Genomic DNA, 17,975 nt, shown 5'->3' with positions numbered 1-17,975 from the left:
CGCACACCCATTCAGAAGCCCCTCGGAATCGGCCTCGCCCCCGGCGCGGCGGACAACCGGAGCGACGGACCCAAGGGTTCTTTTGTGGTTATTTCTTTCGATCCGGTCAAATCATTCAACCGAGGACGGGACCAAATGGCTTTACGTCCCACGCATTACCGGAAATAGACGGACCCGCCTTTCCTGCCGTGCATCCCTCCGCCTCCCCGACCCACCCCACAGACGCGGGCGCGCACCGAAGCGGTCAACCGTCCGGGCGCTCCCGGCCACTGCCCCTGCAGAAGGAGCAGTCCATTCCGAGACCACACTCCCCACACCGGCTGCCGTCCACGAAGCCCAGCCCCTCGCATGCGCCGCATGTGCCCCAGCCGTCGCACATGCGGCACAGCCGGTCTCCGGGCGCCAGTGTCTGCGGCGCGGCCGCGCGCGGCGGACGTATCCAGCGGTCGCGGAACCACACGGTGGGCGCCTTGCCCCAGATGACCGGACCGCCGGACGGCCGACTGAAGAGACCCACCTCGAACCCGTCGCGCCGCGCCTTCACCGAGGACCCCCCGAGGCCCTCGCCGGTCTCGACGGAACACCAGCCTGCCGCGGCCATGGCGTCGACGGCCGACGCAGCAGCACAGGAAGCGCCTGCCAGGGTCAGGGTCACCGTGAACTGCCTGCCCATCGCCCCGCGCGTGGTGCGCCGCTCCTGGATCCGCTCCTCGACCGCCGGCTCCACCCCGGGCGCGACGGCCGCCGCGAGAGCCCTCAATTCGCTGTGCAGCCAGCTCACCGAACGCTCGAACTCCTCGGCCGCGCCCTCGATTTCCTCGCTCAAGGCCACCCCGCCTCACTTTCGATGCCGGTACGGTCCGCCGAATTCACCACCTGACGGTACGTCACTCATTGTGCTGGTGACGCTCCTTGGCGCGACGGCGAGCGCCACGGCGGACGAGTCCGACGCGCCCAGCCCCGGCGTGTGAGACACCCGCCGCAGAGGGCCCAAGCCCAGCGAGCCCGATGACGTGCAGGCTCCCGGGAATGCCCGGTCAGCTTCCCGCCGCCCACCCCGACCTCCATCCACCCCGGACCTGAAGATCACCCGCCCAGGAACCGTGTTCGATCACCCCCCGAAGATCACTTGAGCGACGGTCCCTCGGAACAGTCGAGCCGCCCCGGCCGAGCCGCTCGCCACCTGCGACGGCATCACGCCAATCCGGAGAACACCGCAGGTCAGATCCCTGCCGCCTGTGTCCGGCGCCACTAACCACATACAGAAGCCCTCCACGGCGGCGAATCCGCTAGGCTGTCCCTGGTCGGTCGTTGGTACGTCCCGCCTGTCTGCTCGAGCAAGATCGCACAAGACAGTCCGCCACGCCTGACCAGCGGGCCTGCAAGCCTTGACGAAGATCCGTCCCCTGGGTTTTCGACAAGACTTTCCGCGGCCCCGCGCCTTCGTAGCTCAGGGGATAGAGCACCGCTCTCCTAAAGCGGGTGTCGCAGGTTCGAATCCTGCCGGGGGCACCAGTTCAGAAGGGCCCCACCTCCGGATTTTCGGAGGTGGGGCCCTTCTGACATCCACAGCTGACATCAACGGTGTCGGTCACTCACCGCCGGGCCGCCTCTCGAGCAGCGAAGACATGCCCGCCTCCTGCCACGACTCCCCCGCTCCAGCCTTGGCCGCAACCTGTCGCATCCTGTGCCGGCGAAGGGGCGCGATGACATGGCCGGGAGCAGAACAGCCAGTCGGCGCCTTGGGATCGTCGTCGTAAAGAAACACCGCGCCGCCGCTGGGTCTGCCGGCGGATGTAGAGGAGGCCGCAGTGAGGGCGGTGCGCAGAACCCGGTGCGATTCCTTTGCAGTAGCCGCGGTGGTCTTGTTCTTCAGCTGGACGAGGAAGCGCCGGACATCAGCGTCACCGAGCGAACCCAGCCGCTTCCCTCCGACCATGGGCACCAGGTACAGCCGGACGCGCGCTTCGTACTTGTCGTACGTGCCGAGCTTGCGCCGAGGCTTCACCACGTTGTCGAACCAGTAGGGCAGCCACCCGGAGAGTTCTGCCGACCGAGTGGGCACGGGGATGCTCTGGCGACGTCACCCGAATGGCGTACTCCGTGTGGCGACGAGTCGGCTGCGATCCGATGTTGGTCGAGGGGCATTCACCCATCCGGCCGATCGTTGAGAGAGGCTCACCATGGCCCTACTTGTCCGCAGGAACCAGGCCCTGTTGTCCGAGGACCAGAAGCGGCAACTCGTCACAGCGGTGTGGGACCTAAAGTCCCAAGGCAAATACGACCAGTTCACCAAGGCGCACGTGGCAGGTGCGAACTCCTACCACCACGTCCCCACTTTCCTGCCCTGGCACCGGGAGTTCGTCCGGATCTTCGAGACGGCACTGCCGACCCCGTCCGGTCAGCCGACGCTCACCATTCCGTACTGGGACTGGACGGGCACCAGCGATCCATGGGCCGACTACTTCATGGGCGGCAACGGCAGGGCGAGCGACGACCGGGTCATGACCGGTCCGTTCGCCGTAGGCAACGGATGGTTCTGCGTCGATCCCAGTCGGGAGATCCCTTCGTACCTCAGGCGGCAGTTCGGTGCCGGCGCCGACCACCTGCCGACAACAGGCGACGTGTCCGCCTGCCTCGCAATGACGCCGTACGACAGCGAGCCGTGGGAGGGGGTGAGCCAAAGCTTCCGCAAATCCATAGAAGGCGTGATAACGCCGGACATCCACAACAGGGTCCATCGGTGGATCGGCGGCAACATGGAACTCACCAGTTCGCCCAACGACCCCGTCTTCTGGCTGCATCACTGCAACATCGACCGGCTCTGGGCCTTGTGGCAGCAGAACCACCGGAACGAGACATACCTCCCGCAGAGCGGCGGCCCGCCGGGACAGAACGTCAACGACCTGATGCCCCCGTGGTCGAGCGTGCGGGTGAGCGCGGTGCTCGACCACCGAAGCCTGGGCTACGTCTACGACACCGAGAACCCCACGGCCCAGGGCGACCACATGCATCCCGGGGACACCCTGCGCAGCGGCGACTCGATCAGCTCGGGGGGCGGCCGGTACCGGCTCGTCTACGAGACCGACGGGAACCTGGTCCTGTACCAGGACGGCGAACGTACTCCGCAGTGGTCGTCCCAGACACAGCGCAGGTCTCCTGGAATGTGCGTCATGCAGATGAACGGCGACCTCACCATCGACGACGCCGACGGACAGCGGGTGTGGAGCCTGGGCATCGACGGGCGCGGCAACCGTCTCAGGCTGACGGGGGACGGAGCTTTGGAGGTCACCGGCCTGTCCGGGGCGATCGCCTGGCGTTCCCCCCGTGAAGTGATGGCCTGACCGGACCAGCGACAGCAAGAGACAAGCCCCCGTCGCTTCGCCGCGGCGGGGGCCTCCTTCACGCCCAAGGGACCAAGGGAGTGGACCATCCCCCGTCCCTCAACTCAGCGTCCGTCTTGCTGGTCCGCAGCACAAGACAGTCGGATCGTCCGAGTGCCGAGCGACCCCGCCCGAGTGTGCGCGACGGGTGCGCCCTGACATCCACCGCTGACATCAACGACACCGGACAGGGGCGCACATGGGCACCCCTGCTCGGCCTTCACGACGACGGTAGGAGCGCTGGGATACGGCGGCGCCCGATCGGTTGACCTTCTCGAACCGGCCCTTTCGTATGAAGCAGCGAAGTGCAGCAGCCGCCCCGTCCGGTAACACCCTTACGTGGTCTTGGCGAGGCCGACATGACCGTGCGCGACCGATCCACATAGAGCTACGGATCAGAAGTACCCCGTGCCACAACCGCGCCAGGTGGGGCGGGGACTCACGGGAACTGCGGACGTCGGCAGAGACGCCTGCGGACAAAACGCCAAAGCCGGCATGTTGCAGGTCAGGCCCCAACTCGCCCCACCTCGCCCCTAAAGCGGGTGTCGCAGGTTCGAATCCTGCCGGGGGCACCAGTTCAGAAGGGCCCCACCTCCGGATTTTCGGAGGTGGGGCCCTTCTGACATCCATAGCTGACATCAACGTGCCAGGCACTCACGGCCGGGCCGCCTCTTGAGCCGCCGGGCCATGTGGCTGATCGCCTCGGATGCCACGGGGCGAGGCCGAGCACTACCGCGCGCGCCATCGAGCTGGGTGTTCCGAGCGACGCCATCCCCGGCCGCGGCCCGGGCCGGCCGGCTTGGGATCGGTCCCGGCGAACACCTGCATGCGCCTTCTCATCAAGCATGTAGCAGGACTTAAACCAGATGTAGAACTTTTCACTTGTCCTTCCGGGTTGGTCAGGGCACCGTTCATGGAGGCGAGGTCCTGGCAAGGAGAGATCACGGGTGAGCGATGTCGCGGGCAGGACATGGGCGTGGGCGCGGGTGGGCGTGCTCGCCCTGCTGTGGGGGTCGACCTTCCTCTGGATCGAGCTGGCCCTGGACGCCCTGACTCCGGTTCAGGTCACCTTCAGCCGCTGCTTACTCGGGTCGGTCACCCTGCTGCTCGCGTGCCTCGGCTCTGGGCGACGGCTCCCTCGGGGTCGGGCGACCTGGGGCCACATCGTCGTGGCCGCCTTCTTCTGCAACGCCCTGCCCTTCGCCATGTTCAGCCTCGGCCAGCAGACCATCGACTCCGGGACGGCCGGCGTGCTGAATGCGACAACCCCGCTGTGGTCCCTGCTGATCGGCGTCGTGACCGGTTCCGAACGCGGGCTCCGCCCTGTCAGGCTGGGCGGACTCCTGCTCGGCTTCGCCGGGGTAGTGCTGATCTTCGCGCCGTGGCAGACCGCCGGGCCGGTCGGCTGGGGCGCCCTCGCCGTCGTCGCCGCGGCGGCGAGCTATGCCGTCGGCTTCGCGTACATGGGCCGCAACCTGGTCGGGAAGGGCTTCCCCACCATCTCGCTGTCCGCGGCGCAGATCGTCGCGGCGACCGGCCTGACCGCGCTGACCCTGCCGGCCGGCGGACTGACGTCGATTCACATCGGTCCGAGGACCCTCGTCGCCGTGCTCGTCCTCGGCGTCGTGGCCACCGGGGTCACCTTCCACCTCACCTACCGGATCATCGCCGCCGAAGGCGCCACCAACGCCGCGACGGTCGGCTACTTGCTGCCAGTGGTCTCGGTGGCGCTGGGCGCCACCGTGCTCGGCGAGGGGTTCACCGTCCGGGTCGCCGCCGGGATGTTGGTGGTGCTGGTCGGGGTCGGCCTGACCCGCCGCAGGATGCCGACTCCGGCGGCCCTGGAAGAGACCCCGGCGACCCCGGCCGCGCCGAGAACCTGACCCACCGCCTTCCATGAAGAACGGGACGTACGTACGTGACCGCACTGACGGTAAGCACCATCCACGTGGCATCGCTGCCTGCGGACTGCATCGTGATCGGCACCGCCAAGGGTCCCAAGGGCCCGGTACTGACGCCCGGCGCGGAGGCGGTGGCCGCGGCGTTCGACGGCGGGCTGACCGACCTGCTCTGCGCGCTCGGCGTGACCGGCGCCGAGGGCGAGGCGGTCAAGCTCCCCGCCCCCGCCGGCATCAAGGCCCGGCTGGTCCTCGCGGTCGGCCTCGGCGACGCCGCCGACGAGAACGACGGGTACGACGCCGAGGCGCTGCGGCGGGCCGCTGGGGTGGCGGCCCGGACCATGTCGGGCGCCGGGACGGTCGCTCTGGCTCTCCCGGTCGGGACTGCCGAGGCCGTGGAGGCGGTGGCGTTGGGCGGCCTGCTCGGCGCGTACGCCTTCACTGCCTACCGCACCACTCCTGACGCCGCGGCCCCGGTCCGCAAGCTGGTGATTCCCACGAGCCGTCACGGCCGGGCGGACGCCGAGGACGCCGTGCGGCGCTCCGGCGTGCTCGGCCAGGAGCTGAACCGAGCCCGCGACCTGGTCAACATGCCTGCCAACGACCTGCACCCTGAGAGCTTCGCCGACGCCGTGGTCACGGCCGGCAGGGAGTACGGGCCGGCGGTCGAGGTGATCGACGAGAAGGCGCTCGCCGCGGGCTCCTTCGGTGGCATCCTCGGCGTCGGGCAGGGCTCGGCCAGGCCGCCGCGGCTGGTGCGGATCGCTCACACCCACCCCGAGGCGACAGTGAGTCTCGCCTTCGTCGGCAAGGGCATCACCTATGACTCGGGCGGCATCTCGCTGAAGCCGGTCGGCGCCAACGAGATCATGAAGCGCGACATGTCCGGTGCGGCAGCCGTGTGCGCCGCGGTGCTGGCCGCCGCCCGGCTCGGTCTGCGGGTCAACGTCACCGGCTGGCTGGCGCTGGCCGAGAACATGCCGTCCGGCTCCGCCGTCCGCCCCGGCGACGTGCTGCGGATGTACGGCGGCCGGACCGTCGAGGTGCTCAACACGGACGCCGAGGGGCGTCTGGTGCTCGCCGACGCATTGGTGCGCGCGGGCGAGGAGCGGCCCGACGCGATCGTGGACGTGGCCACCCTGACCGCCGCCATGCGGTTCGGCCTGGGCAACCACCTCTTCGGGGTCATGTCCAACGACGACGCCTTCCGCGACCGGGTCCTGGCTGCCGCCGGCCTGGTCGGCGAGCGGGCCTGGCCCATGCCACTGCCGGCCGAACTGCGCCCGAGCCTGAACTCCCGGGTGGCCGACCTCGCCAACTACGGCGAGCGCATGGGCGGTGGCCTCGTGGCCGGCCTGTTCCTCAGAGAGTTCGTTCCGGCCGGCACCCCCTGGGCCCACCTGGACATCGCCGGGCCGGCATTCCACGAGGGCGCCCCCTACGGTTACACCCCTCAGGGCGGCACCGGGTGCGCGGTCCGGACCCTGGTGCGGTTGGCTGCGGACACTGCGGCAGGCGGACATGACGTTTCTTGATGCGGTCACGACGCCCGGAGCGCCCGACCCGTCCGGCCACTACGCGCAGGCCGCCGTCACGCCGGACGGCACCATCTGGGTGTCCGCGCAGCTTCCGGTAGGCGTATCCGCCGATGCCACCGTCGCGGAGCAGGCGCGTCAGACGCTGTCCAATGTGCTGTCCATCGTCGAAGCCGGTGGCGGTGGCGTCGACTCCGTGGCCAAGGTGTGCCTCTATCTGACGGACATCTCCGACTGGGCAGGCGTCGACGCCGTCTTCGGCGAGGTGTTCGGCGACCATCGGCCCGCGCGGGCGGTGCTCCAGGTGACCGGGCTGCACCACGGGTTCCGGGTGGCAGCGGACGCAGTTGCCTGGCGGGTTCACGGCCGATGAGGATCCTCTATCAGGTCGACGCCTTCACCCTCACCCCGTTCACCGGCAACCCGGCGGGCGTGGTGCTGGCGGCCGACGGCATGACGGACGCCGAGATGCTCGCGGTCGCACGGGAGCTCAACAACTCGGAAACGGCATTCGTGCTGCCCGCCGACGCCGCCGACCACGACGTACGGGTGCGCTTCTTCACCCCGACGACAGAGGTGCCGACCTGCGGGCACGCCACCGTCGGGGCGCACTACGCCCGAGCAGTCGAATACGGGCTGCCGTCGGCCTCGCTGGTGCAGAAGACGGGCGGCGGACTGCTGCAGCGGGTGGAGATCCACCGCGATGGCGACCGGGTGCGGATCGGCATGCACCAGGGGGTGGCTGCCTTCGGGCCCGAGCTGAACGGCGATCAGGTGGACCGGCTGCTGCACGCCGTGGGCGCCGATGTCCGCGACCTGGCGGACAACGGTCCCGTCCAGGTCGTGTCGACCGGGCACTCCAAGGTGCTGGTGGAGTTGCGCGAGCGCGCCGTGGTGGACGGGCTGCGGCCGGATCCTGTCGCGTTGACGGCTCTGAGCCGCGAGGTGGGCAGCAACGGCTTCTTCCTCTTCACCAGGGCCACGGGGGAGGCGCACCTGCTCACCTGGGCCCGGATGTTCGCGCCCGCGATCGGTATCACCGAGGATCCGGTGACCGGTAACGGGAACGGCCCGCTCGGTGCGTACCTGGTGCGGCACGGCATCGTCCCCACGTCGGGCGGCCGGCTGGTCTTCACCGGGCGGCAAAGGGCGGCGATGGGTCGGTCGGGCGACGTCCGGGTGTCCGTCGAGGCGCGGTCCGACGGTGAGCTCGATGTGTCCATCGCAGGTGACGCGACGACGGCGTTCCGGGCCGAGCTGCACATCTGACGGGCCGCCGGTCAGCTGAATCGGCGGATTCGGTGGCCGCTTGTGCCCGGCTGGGAGCCGGGCCGAGCTGTTTCTCCAACAGGTCGGGGCCGGCTGGGCCCGGGCGGCTTCCGTCCGGCGATCCGATGTGCGGCCGGACATCTGACCGCGCCCACGTCAGCCCGGCCCCTGGTGCGGGGCCCGAAATCTCTGTTGACGCGCCTATGTACAGGCGACGTTTACCACCAGTAACTTACCGCGGAGTAATAACACCTGTCCTTGCTGCGCACATCGGGGGAGTCATGAACCGGATCACCGTCGGCCTGCTGGCCACCGCCGCCGTCACCGCCCTCACCGTCGGCACGGTGCCGGCAGCGATGGCCGCACCCACCGCGGGCGAGGTGAACGCCACCGCGTCCGACCCGTTCTACCGCTACGACGGCAGCAAGCCGCTGTCCTCGTACAAGCCCGGCGACGTACTGAAGAAGCGCACGCTGGACTACCACATCGTCGGCATCCCGACGCCGGTGAAGGCCATCCAGCTGCTCTACCGCTCGACCGACGCCCAGGGCCGGCCCTCGGCCAACGTGACCACGGTGGTCCGCGGTCATCGCAGCGACGGCAGCAAGGCCGTGTCCTACCAATCGTTCTACGACTCCCTCGACCCGGAGGACGGACCCTCCCGGGCCATCGCGGGCGACGTGTCCCTCGGCGGCATCATCGCCAACGTCGAGACCGTCGTTCTGGCGCCGCTGCTCCTCCACGGCTACGACGTCGTCATCCCGGACACCGAGGGTCAGAGCGCCGACTTCGCGGCCGGACCGGAGTACGGGACGAACACGCTGGACTCGATCCGGGCGAGCACGCGCACCGAGGAGACCGGCCTGAACAGCGCCACTCGGTTCGGCCTGTTCGGCTACTCCGGCGGGGCCATCGCCACCAACTGGGCGGCAGCCCTTGCCCCCGAGTACGCGCCCGAGGTGAACCGGCAGTTGGTCGGCTTCACCGAGGGCGGACTGCTCGTCGACCCGGCGCACAATCTGAAGTACGTCGACGGCGCCCCGGTGTGGAACGGCGTGATCCCGATGGCTCTCATCGGCGTCACCCGCTCGTACGGCATCGACATCAAGCCCTACCTCAGCGAGAAGGGCCTCAAGGTCTACAACGAGCTCGAGTACGGCTCGATCGTCGATGCGCTGGGCCGCTACCCGGGGATGACCTGGAAAGACATGACGAAGCCGGAGTACAAGGACCCGAACTCCATCCCTGCCTTCGTCGAGGCGGTCAACAAGATCAACCTCGGTCAGGCCGCCACCCCGACCGTCCCCGGGCTCATCGGACAGGGGAACGCGGGCGTGCTCGAGGGAACGCTCAACAACCCGGCCGGTATCGGCACGGGTGACGGTGTCATGGTCGCCGGCGACGTGCGGGCGCTGGCACGGCAGTACTGCGCCACCGGCAACAAGTCGATCAAGTACGAGCAGTACAACCTGCTCAGCCACGTCGGTTCCATGCTGTACTGGGCGCCCCGCGCGATGGCCTGGCTGAACGACCGCTTCGCCGGCAGGACCGCCCCCACCAGCTGCGGCAGGATTCCCGCGGGCAACTCGCTGGAGCCGGAGATCCCGACCGTCGCGAAGTGACCGGCCGGGGCCGCCGCAGCGCGGCCCCGCCGTCCGGCTACCGCCGTCCGGCTGCCGCGATCAGTCCCGGCGCGTCCGCAGCTCGCTGCCGGGGTTCCGTCCACCAGGATCTCCATCCGGAAGACCAGGCGCAGGTGGCTGTACGCACGGCTGTTGCCGTTGCGGAGGGTGAACGTCAGCCCTTGGGGCGCTCCGCCTCGCACGAGGCCGATTCTTCCGCCGGGCGTGGCCACGGCCATGGAGAGGTACGTCGGCACGGGGCGGGGGCCGCGTTGGCGGCCGCGGGCGCCGGACCGGGTGAGGTGGGCGCGCCGTTCCTGCCGGCGGCCGTCCCCGTCAGGATTCGGCAGCCGGGGTCAGGGGCAGCCGCATGATCGTCAGGTCGAGCCAGCGCCCGAACTTGATGCCGGCTTCCCGCACCGTGCCGACGTGCTGGAACCCGAATCGTTCGTGCAGCCGGATCGACGCGGTGTTGCCGGCCTCGATGTCCGCGATCATGACGCGATGGCCGGCCTCGCGCGCCGATGCGATCAGAGCGGTCATCAGCGCGGTGCCGACGCCGAGTCCGTGCCGGCCCTCGCGGACGTAGACCGAGTCCTCCACGGTGTGCAGGAATCCGTCGAGTTCCCGCCACTGGCCGTAGACGGCGAACCCGGCGACCTCGCCGTCCACTTCGGCCACGACCGCCGAGCCGCGCTCCAGGTGGACGGCCAGCCAGGCGGCCCCTTCGGCAGCAGACTGCGGGGTCTGTGTCCACAGGGCCGTCGAATGCTCGATCGCGTGATTGCGAATGGCGAGGACGGCTTCCGCGTCGCCGGAATGTGCCGGTCGGACCACCGCCGATCGAGTCATTTCGTATATTGGATTCATGTCCAACATGATAGACAGCCATCCTCTGGTGGGCCAGATCGCTGCCCGCGTCCGCACCGAACGGGACCGCCGCCGGTGGACCCTCGCCCAGCTCGCGGAAGCCTCCGGCGTCTCCCAGGCCATGATCAGCAGGATCGAGCGCGGCGAGAGCAGCCCCACCGCCGTCGTGCTCGGCAAGCTGTCCGCCGCCTTCCAGCTCAGTGTCTCCTCCCTGCTCGCCCTCGCCGAAGGCACCCCCGACGGGGCAGCGGGCGAAACCGCGGGGCTGCGCCGGGCGGCCGACGCGACCGAGTGGCGCGATCCCACCACCGGTTACCGGCGCCGTCAGATCACCGGGCCGCACTTCCCCACGGAGATCGTCGAGATCCGCCTGCCCGCCGACGCCCAGGTGCCGTATCCGGCCGCGGCCTTCGCGTTCGTCCGGCAGGTCGTCTGGGTGCTCGACGGGCGTCTGACCTTCCACGAGGGCGACACGGTGCACGAACTCGGCACGGGCGACACGATCGAACTCGGCGAGCCCGCCCCCTGCGTCTTCGCCAACAACAGCGGCGCCGAGTGCCGTTACGCCGTCGTCCTCACCCGGGACCAACGGCCATGACCGACGGGATACGCCCGGGCCTACCGGGGGCAACAGCCGTGACCGGCAGGACGCACCCGGGACCGACGGCAATGTCCCGCGGGATACGCCGGGGCCGCACGTTCCTTCTCGCCGCGATCGCCGGGACGGCCATCGCGAACAACTACGCCATCCAGCCCGCGCTCACCGACGTCGCCGCCCAGCTGGACGTACCGCTCTCCGTGATCGGCCTCGTGCCCACCGCCGCACTCATCGGCTGCATGAGCGGATTCGCACTGCTGCTTCCCCTGGGCGACCGTCTCGCCCCCAACCGCCTGATCGCCGGCCAGCTCACCGCTCTGGCCGCCGCCCTCGTCGTGGCCGCGTCAGCCACCGGCGCGGGCGTGCTCCTGGCCGCCTACGTGTTCGTCGGAGCCGCGGCCGGCGTCGCGGCGCAGGCCGGAAGCATCGTCGGCCGCCATGCCCGGCCCGAACGCCGCGCCGCCGCCGTGGCCACCGTTGCCGCCGGAATGTCGGCCGGCATCCTGCTCAGCCGACTGGTCGGAGGCACCCTCTCCGACGTACTCGGGTGGCGACAGATGCTGCTCGTCTTCGCCGCCCTCGCCCTGCTCGGCGCGCTCGCTGCCGCCATGCTCCTTCCCTCCGAGCGGCCACCGTTCCGCCACGGGTACCTGGCCGCCCTCGGCTCGCTCCCCCTCCTGCTGCGGCAGCACTCCCGCCTGCGCCGCGCCGTGGCCGCCGGCGGCCTGTGGTACTTCGCGTTCAACCTCGTCTGGGTCACCCTCGTCCTCGCCCTCGGCCGGCCTCCCCACTCGCTGACCCCCACCGCCATCGGGCTGTACAGCTTGGCGGGCGTCCTCGGCTTCGCCGTTCTCCCGCTCACCGGGCGGCTCGCCGACCGCTACACCCCCGGCACGGTGATCGTCGCGGGCATGCTGGTGGCCGCGGCCGGGACCGCCCTGCTCGCCACGGGCCTGGACACCCCGCCGGTCACCGCGCTCGGCCTCGCCCTCTTCGACGCCGGCTGCTTCGCCGCCCAGGCAGCCAACCAGAGCCGTGTCATGGCCATCGACCCCGATCGCAGCGGCAGCCTCACCAGCGTCTACCTGGTGCTCTACTTCATCGTCGGCGCCATCGGTACGGCGCTGGCCGCGCCCCTGCTCGGAGCCATCGGCTGGCAGGGCACCTCGCTCACCGCCCTCGCTGCCCTGCTCGCCGCCGCCTTCGTCGCGCGGACCGGGTTCCGGCGGACCCCCCGTGAATCACCGCGCGTTGCCGCGGTCGGTCCCGGCCAGGGGCCCTGACGCCGGCGCCGAGACGCTGACGCTCGATGACGGCGGTTCTCCCACCAGCGGTTCAACTCCCCCACCGGACCGGTCGGGCCGCCACGGGGATGCGCCCCGTCGGGCGCTCCGCGCGGAGCACGGCGCGGGCGGCCGCGAGGATCTCCTCGTCCCTCTCCACACCGGAACCTGCCAGCACCTGGAGCAGCCGCGTCCGCCACACATCGGGGTCGGTCTCGTACGCGTCCAGCACCCGTACGCCGTAGCCACCCGCTCCCCCGGCTCCGGCTCCGGCTCCGGCTCCGGCCAGCCTCCGGCGGACCGCCTCTCTCAGCCCGGCGTAAAGGTCATGGACGGTTCCGCGCGCGGAGCCCGTGAGTCCGGCCGCCGCCCCTGTCGCGAACGCGGTGGCCACCAACTCCACTTCGGTCACTGCGACTCCCCCTTCAGTTGTGCGGGTTGTGCGATCTCGTACACGCCACCATGGCCAGGGGTGCTGCAATGCTGATGAAATTCCGATGATGTACGGGAGCGGAGGGTTCGCGGTGGACGGGGGAACGCCTCAGGAGCTCCGGATCGACGTGCTCGGGCCGCTGCTGGCCTGGCGGGGCGGAACACCGGTGGACCTGGGGCCGGTCCGGCGCCGGGCCGTACTCGCCGCGCTGGTGCTGCGTGTCGACACGCGGGTGAGCCATGAGCAGTTGCTCGACGACCTGTGGGACGGGCAGCTGCCGGGGTCCGGCCACAAGGTTCTGCCGAGCCACATCCACCCACTGCGCAAGGCACTCGACGTGCCGGGCGCCGGGCCCGCGGAATCGGTGATCCGCAGCGGCAAGGGCTGGTACAGCTTCGGCGGCCACGGAGTCCGGCTCGACGTGACCGAGCTGGACGAACGGGCCGGCGTGGCACGGCAGGCGAAGGTGTCCGGCGACGTGGGCACCGCGATGGACCGGTACTCCGAGGCACTCGCCCTGTTCCGTGGCGAGCCCCTGACCGGCCTGCCGGGACGGCGCGCGCAGGAGGAGCGCCGGCGGCTGCTGGAGCGACGGCTCTCGCTCCGGCTCGAGAGACTCGAGTGCCTGGTGCTGCTCGGCCGGTCCGCCGACGCGCTGGACGAACTCGCCGCGCTGTCCACGTCCGATCCCCTCAACGAGTCGGTACTGGCCCTGCGCATGCGTGCCCTGTACGGAAGCGGGCGCCAGGCCGAAGCCCTGAACTCCTTCCAGGGCATGCGGGGGCGCCTGCGCGACGAACTCGGCGTCGATCCCGGCGAGGAACTCCGCCGGATGTACGACGCGGTGCTGCACCAGGACGACGAACGCCTCCTCGGTCCCGCCACGGGCCGCTCCGCCGCTCCCGCAGCCCCACCCCCCTTCCACCGCACGGTGAACGACCTGCCGGGCGACGCCGGCCACCTGATCGGGCGGGAGGCGGCGCTGGCGCAGCTGATCGCGCCCGCTCCCCCCGGATCCGTATCGATCATGACGGTGGACGGTACGGCCGGGGTCGGCAAGACCGCGCTCGTCGTACGCGCGGCCCGTGAACTCAGCGACCGGTACCCGGACGGCTGCCTGTTCGTGGACCTGCGTGCGCACAGCACGCAGCGGCGGCAGGTTCCGGAGCGGGCGCTGCAGCGACTGCTGCGCTCGCTCGGCGCGGCAACGGGTGAGCTGCCGAGCGACCTCGAAGAGCTCACCGCCGTCTGGCGCGCGACGACCAGCCCGCTGCGACTTCTGCTCGTGCTGGACGACGCCCTGGACGCCGACCAGGTACGGCCGCTGCTGCCGGCGGGAGCGGGCAGCAGGGTGCTGGTGGCCGGCCGGCGGCGGCTGGCCGAACTGGACGCCGACCGCCGGGTCACCCTGGAGCCCCTGGAGAGCGGGGACGCGGTGTCCCTGCTCACGCACATCATCGGAGAGGACCGCACGAGCCGGGAGCCGGAGGCGACGCAGCAACTGGTCGGGCTGTGCGACGGGCTGCCGCTGGCACTGCGCATCGCGGGGTCGCGGCTGCAGAACCGCGGCACCTGGACGGTGGGGTACCTGGTGGGCCGCATGGCGGGCGACGAGCACCGGCTCGGCGAACTGAGCGTCGGCAACCGCAGTGTGGAGGCCGCCTTCCGCCTGTCCTACGACCAGCTCGCACCCGAGCAGCAGCGCGGGTTCCGCGCCCTGGGGCTCGCACCGACGGTCGAGTTCGACGTGCTGACGGCGGCGACCATGCTCGGCGGTCCGTCGCACGACACCGAGAGCATCCTGGAAAGCCTCGTCGACACGAGCCTTCTGCAGCACTCGCGTCCGGGCCGCTACCGATTGCACGACCTGGTCCGCGTGCACGCACGACGCCTCGCGGAGGGCGCGCCCGCCGAGGCCGCCACCGCACGCAGGGCCGCACTCCGCCTCTTCCTGGACGCGGCCAGGATCACCAGCGACTTCGGCACGGCCGGTTTCCCCACCGGACCCGAGCCCGCCGGCTCACCGTTCAAGCACTGGCAGGACGCGGAGACCTGGCTGGACGCGGCCGGTGGCCAGCTCGCCGATGTCGTCGGACACGCCGCGGCCCTCGGCGAGGCCGACTACGCCTGCTGGATCGCCGAGGCGCTGGTCGACTACTTCGTACGGCAGGGCCGCTACCACGAGAGCCAGACGGTCCTGGAGATCGCCCTCGCGCACGTGGACGAGGCCACGGACGAGCGGATGGCCACCGCGCTGCGGAACTGCCTGGGCTACACCGGGGTGTACCAACGCCGGTACCGGCAGGCCCGCACCAGCATCACCGAGGCACTGGACCTCAGCCGACGCCGCGACGACCCGTTCGAGGAGGCCCGGGCTCTCGCCGCGCTGGGGGCCGTCGACCTGAGCGTGGGAGAGGACGACCGGGCGATTCGCCATCTCAGGACGGCGGTGGACCTGGCCCGGGAACTGGGCAACGACTGGATCGTCTCGATAGCACTCGTCACCCTCGGCCTCGCCCACCAGTTCCGGCGACGCAACGAGGAGGCACTGGCCTGCTTTGCCGACGCCCACACGCACGCCGAGCGGGACGCCAGGCCGCGCGTCCTCGGCAGGACCCTGACCTGCGCCGCCGACGTCCACCTCCGCCTCGGCCACTACGGTGAGGCCAGGAGCCGGTTCCGGCAGGCGGTCGAACTGGGCGAGCAGGTCGGGGACATCTTCCTCTGCGCACGCAGTCTGACCCGCCTGGGAACGGCGGAGCGGGGCGAGGGAAACCCGGGCGCGGCCATAGCCCTCCACCACCAGGCCCTCCTTCAGCACCGGTTGCTGTCCCCGCTCACCGACCCCAGTTACCACTGGCTGGAGATGGACATCCGCAGCCGTCTCGGCCACGCCTACCTGGCGACAGGCCGCGTCCCGGAGGCACGCCGGCAGTTCCAGGCCGTGCTCGACGTGCACGAATCCCGCGCGCCCCGGCGCTGAACGTACTCCTGGCGACCGGTGGACCTCACCAGGCCGTGGCGAGCCACGCGGCCGCGCCGGCCAGCACGATGAGTGCGACGTTCAGACCGGTTTCCCTGACCTCGCCCCGGGACAGGTGCAGACCCGTTGCCAGCACCTGGAGCACGAGGAGGCCGAGCGCGGCAACGATCGCGAGGACGGGCGCGATCCCCGTGAGCGGCGGCAGCACGAGGCCGACGGCACCCAGGATCTCGACGACACCGATGCTCCGGACCAACCGCATCGGGACCGTGTCCACCCAGCCCATCATGGGCTCGAGCTGCTCCTTGCGCTGCACGACCTTCTTGCCGCCCGCGTACAGGTAGAAGACTCCCAGCAGTCCGGCGACGATCCAGTAGGCGATCTCCATCTGCGTCCTCCGTCATGGTTACGACTTGTAAGCAAGCACATGATCGGTGACTATGAAAAGCCTTACAAAAGGCACACCGGTGTGCGTGGCGAACAGGGAACGCCGATGTCGAAGTACCGCAACAGCTGCCTCATCCGCGGTGACGGCGGCCGTGCGATCCGAGGCATCCTGGACCGCATCGGCGACAAGTGGACCCTGCTGGTGGTGGCCACCCTCGACGGTGAACGCATGCGCTTCACCGAGCTCCAGCAGCGGATTCCGGGAATCTCGCAGCGCATGCTCACCCGCACGGTCCGGCACCTCGAGCGCGACGGCCTCGTGACCCGCACAGCGTTCCCCGAGGTACCGCCGCGCGTCGAGTACGAGCTGACCGCGATGGGTCGCACCCTGATCGAACCCGCCGTGAAGCTGGCCGAGTGGGCCGTCGACAACAACCCCGGCATCGAGCTGAGCCAGGCGGACTACGACTCGGAACATCCCTGAGGCGTCACTCCGCCCGGCCGCCGAACCACTCCGGGAGGCGGTCAGCCTGCCAGGGGCAGGACAGCCGCTATCGCGTTCCGTTCCTTGCGGCCCGCCAGCGGGAAGACGATCTTCAAGCCCTGCTCGTTGTCCGGCGAGGACACGACGAAGGACGAGTTGAGCAGCCGCTCCTTGATCTCCGAGCGGACGAGACCGGCGCGCGGAATCGTCATCAGGTGCTCCTCGGGCCGGGCGAACGTCGGGTTCGCCCGGAAGACGAAGATGCGGCGGTCGGTCATCGCCAGATACATCGGGACCGGCACCGGGACGACGGCCATGCCACCACCGCTCATGATCGCCGAGGCCGCCGCGAACGCCGCTGTCCGGCGCACGGAGACCGAACTCAGGTTCACGACGGACGTCACCTCGACCCGCTCCTCGGGCTCGAGCATGGGGTCGACGGCGGCCAGCAGCAGTCGACGGCGCTTTCCGTTCACGGATGTACTCCTACGAGGTGGGATGCCGGACCGGACGGGATAATTCCGCCGGAGGTTTCGACAGCGCGGCCCCGGACGCCACCGCGGGGTCCCGGAGCCCGGGAATCAGCCGCGGGGCCGGACCACCTCGCGAGGCCCGGCCGGCGTGAGCTGTCGGCATACCCTGGCACACGCGTTCCCCCGGCCTCCACGGGCACCCCATGACGCCCCCGTCCGCCGTCCCGGTACCGGTCCTGTGATGCTGGGCCCATGACTGATCGACGCGAGGTCGCCATCGTCCTCTGGCCCGGTCCGGGCCCGTCCACGGAGGACGGACTGTCCGGGCTGCTGGCGGCCTACCACCTGCGGACCGAGGAGGAGAAGGGCAAGCCCGTTCCCGACGCCGGAGCGCTGCCGGACCGCTATCGCGCGGAGATCCTGGATCCGCGGACGGCGTTCGCGAACGATGTCGTGCTGGTGGCACTGAGCGGGGGCGAGGCAGTGGGCTGCCTCGTGGTGACCGCCCCCGTCGAGAGAAGATCCGAGGTCAAACGACTCTGGACCGCCCCGTCCTCCCGGGGCCGAGGCGTCGCTTCGGAGCTGCTCGGTGCCGCGCTCGCGCGATGCGCGGAGGACGGCGTGAGCACGGTGGGGCTGTCCGTGTGGAAGTGGCGGACAGGCGCCATCGCCCTGTACGAACGGCTCGGCTTCGCCGTCACCGAGTCCTGGGACGAGCGGGAGGATCTGGTGTGCATGGAGCGCGCCGTGTGAGTCA

General features: G+C 70.4%; 16 protein-coding genes, 1 tRNA gene and 1 pseudogene. 12 read left to right on the top strand and 6 right to left on the bottom strand.

Annotation, left to right across the window (positions count from 1 at the left end):
• Positions 1-244 precede the first annotated feature (244 nt).
• Entirely contained in the window at positions 245-826 is a 582-nt protein-coding gene (locus tag OG257_RS22330; RefSeq protein ID WP_329210059.1) for a hypothetical protein, read from the bottom strand.
• Between the two features lie 613 nt (positions 827-1,439).
• Here OG257_RS22330 and OG257_RS22325 point away from each other — a divergent pair.
• Positions 1,440-1,515: transfer RNA gene (locus tag OG257_RS22325), tRNA-Arg, on the top strand.
• A gap of 115 nt (positions 1,516-1,630) precedes the next feature.
• Here OG257_RS22325 and OG257_RS22320 read toward each other — a convergent pair.
• Positions 1,631-2,077: pseudogene (locus OG257_RS22320) on the bottom strand (hypothetical protein); the annotation flags it as partial.
• Between the two features lie 106 nt (positions 2,078-2,183).
• Between OG257_RS22320 and OG257_RS22315 the strand changes: the two are divergent.
• From OG257_RS22315 to OG257_RS22290, 6 genes are all read left to right on the top strand, one after another.
• Positions 2,184-3,344: a tyrosinase family protein gene (locus tag OG257_RS22315; RefSeq protein WP_329210058.1), complete on the top strand. Its 1,161-nt coding sequence runs from the start codon at positions 2,184-2,186 to the stop codon at positions 3,342-3,344.
• Positions 3,345-4,330: 986 nt separating this feature from the next.
• Positions 4,331-5,266, top strand: a complete 936-nt coding sequence (locus OG257_RS22310; protein WP_329210056.1) for a DMT family transporter — start codon at positions 4,331-4,333, stop codon at positions 5,264-5,266.
• A 35-nt stretch (positions 5,267-5,301) separates the two neighbouring features.
• Complete coding sequence (locus OG257_RS22305) at positions 5,302-6,816, top strand: leucyl aminopeptidase (RefSeq protein WP_329210054.1); 1,515 nt, start codon at positions 5,302-5,304, stop codon at positions 6,814-6,816.
• Entirely contained in the window at positions 6,803-7,189 is a 387-nt protein-coding gene (locus tag OG257_RS22300; RefSeq protein WP_329210052.1) for a RidA family protein, read from the top strand. Before OG257_RS22305 ends, OG257_RS22300 begins: the two co-directional genes overlap by 14 nt.
• Positions 7,186-8,085 (top strand): PhzF family phenazine biosynthesis isomerase, encoded by a 900-nt coding sequence (locus OG257_RS22295; protein ID WP_329210050.1) that lies wholly within the window; start codon positions 7,186-7,188, stop codon positions 8,083-8,085. Before OG257_RS22300 ends, OG257_RS22295 begins: the two co-directional genes overlap by 4 nt.
• Before the next feature lie 281 nt (positions 8,086-8,366).
• Positions 8,367-9,707: a lipase family protein gene (locus tag OG257_RS22290; protein WP_329210049.1), complete on the top strand. Its 1,341-nt coding sequence runs from the start codon at positions 8,367-8,369 to the stop codon at positions 9,705-9,707.
• 336 nt (positions 9,708-10,043) lie between these two features.
• Here OG257_RS22290 and OG257_RS22285 read toward each other — a convergent pair whose 3' ends face one another.
• Complete coding sequence (locus tag OG257_RS22285) at positions 10,044-10,577, bottom strand: GNAT family N-acetyltransferase (RefSeq protein ID WP_329210047.1); 534 nt, start codon at positions 10,575-10,577, stop codon at positions 10,044-10,046.
• Here OG257_RS22285 and OG257_RS22280 point away from each other — a divergent pair.
• Both OG257_RS22280 and OG257_RS22275 read left to right on the top strand, forming a co-directional pair.
• Positions 10,576-11,175: a helix-turn-helix domain-containing protein gene (locus OG257_RS22280; protein ID WP_329210045.1), complete on the top strand. Its 600-nt coding sequence runs from the start codon at positions 10,576-10,578 to the stop codon at positions 11,173-11,175. The two genes, OG257_RS22285 and OG257_RS22280, sit on opposite strands and share 2 nt — an antisense overlap.
• 71 nt (positions 11,176-11,246) lie before the next feature.
• A complete protein-coding gene (locus tag OG257_RS22275; protein WP_329210043.1) occupies positions 11,247-12,458 on the top strand; it encodes an MFS transporter in 1,212 nt (403 codons plus the stop codon).
• A 52-nt stretch (positions 12,459-12,510) separates the two neighbouring features.
• On the opposite strand, the gene OG257_RS22270 is transcribed toward OG257_RS22275, so the two are convergent.
• Positions 12,511-12,870, bottom strand: a complete 360-nt coding sequence (locus tag OG257_RS22270) for a hypothetical protein (protein WP_329210041.1) — start codon at positions 12,868-12,870, stop codon at positions 12,511-12,513.
• Between the two features lie 88 nt (positions 12,871-12,958).
• Between OG257_RS22270 and OG257_RS22265 the strand changes: the two genes are divergently transcribed.
• Positions 12,959-15,874: an AfsR/SARP family transcriptional regulator gene (locus OG257_RS22265; protein WP_329210039.1), complete on the top strand. Its 2,916-nt coding sequence runs from the start codon at positions 12,959-12,961 to the stop codon at positions 15,872-15,874.
• 25 nt (positions 15,875-15,899) lie between these two features.
• Here the strand turns inward: OG257_RS22265 and OG257_RS22260 are convergent, their stop codons facing one another.
• Positions 15,900-16,262, bottom strand: coding sequence for a DoxX family protein (locus OG257_RS22260; RefSeq protein WP_329210037.1), 363 nt, complete (start codon positions 16,260-16,262; stop codon positions 15,900-15,902).
• 105 nt (positions 16,263-16,367) lie between these two features.
• On the opposite strand from OG257_RS22260, the gene OG257_RS22255 reads away from it, so the two are divergent.
• A complete protein-coding gene (locus tag OG257_RS22255; protein WP_329210035.1) occupies positions 16,368-16,745 on the top strand; it encodes a winged helix-turn-helix transcriptional regulator in 378 nt (125 codons plus the stop codon).
• 41 nt (positions 16,746-16,786) lie between these two features.
• On the opposite strand, the gene OG257_RS22250 is transcribed toward OG257_RS22255, so the two are convergent.
• The gene (locus OG257_RS22250; RefSeq protein ID WP_329210034.1) at positions 16,787-17,221 is read right to left on the bottom strand and encodes a hypothetical protein; all 435 of its coding nucleotides are present in this window, start codon (positions 17,219-17,221) and stop codon (positions 16,787-16,789) included.
• A 249-nt stretch (positions 17,222-17,470) separates the two neighbouring features.
• Here OG257_RS22250 and OG257_RS22245 point away from each other — a divergent pair, with 249 nt between their 5' ends.
• Positions 17,471-17,971, top strand: coding sequence for a GNAT family N-acetyltransferase (locus OG257_RS22245; protein ID WP_329210031.1), 501 nt, complete (start codon positions 17,471-17,473; stop codon positions 17,969-17,971).
• The last annotated feature ends 4 nt before the right edge of the window (positions 17,972-17,975 follow it).

This window comes from Streptomyces sp. NBC_00683 (assembly GCF_036226745.1).
Taxonomy (GTDB): Bacteria; Actinomycetota; Actinomycetes; order Streptomycetales; family Streptomycetaceae; genus Streptomyces.
Note: the sequence above shows the minus strand (reverse complement) of the source record. Positions and strands in the feature narration are given on the sequence as shown.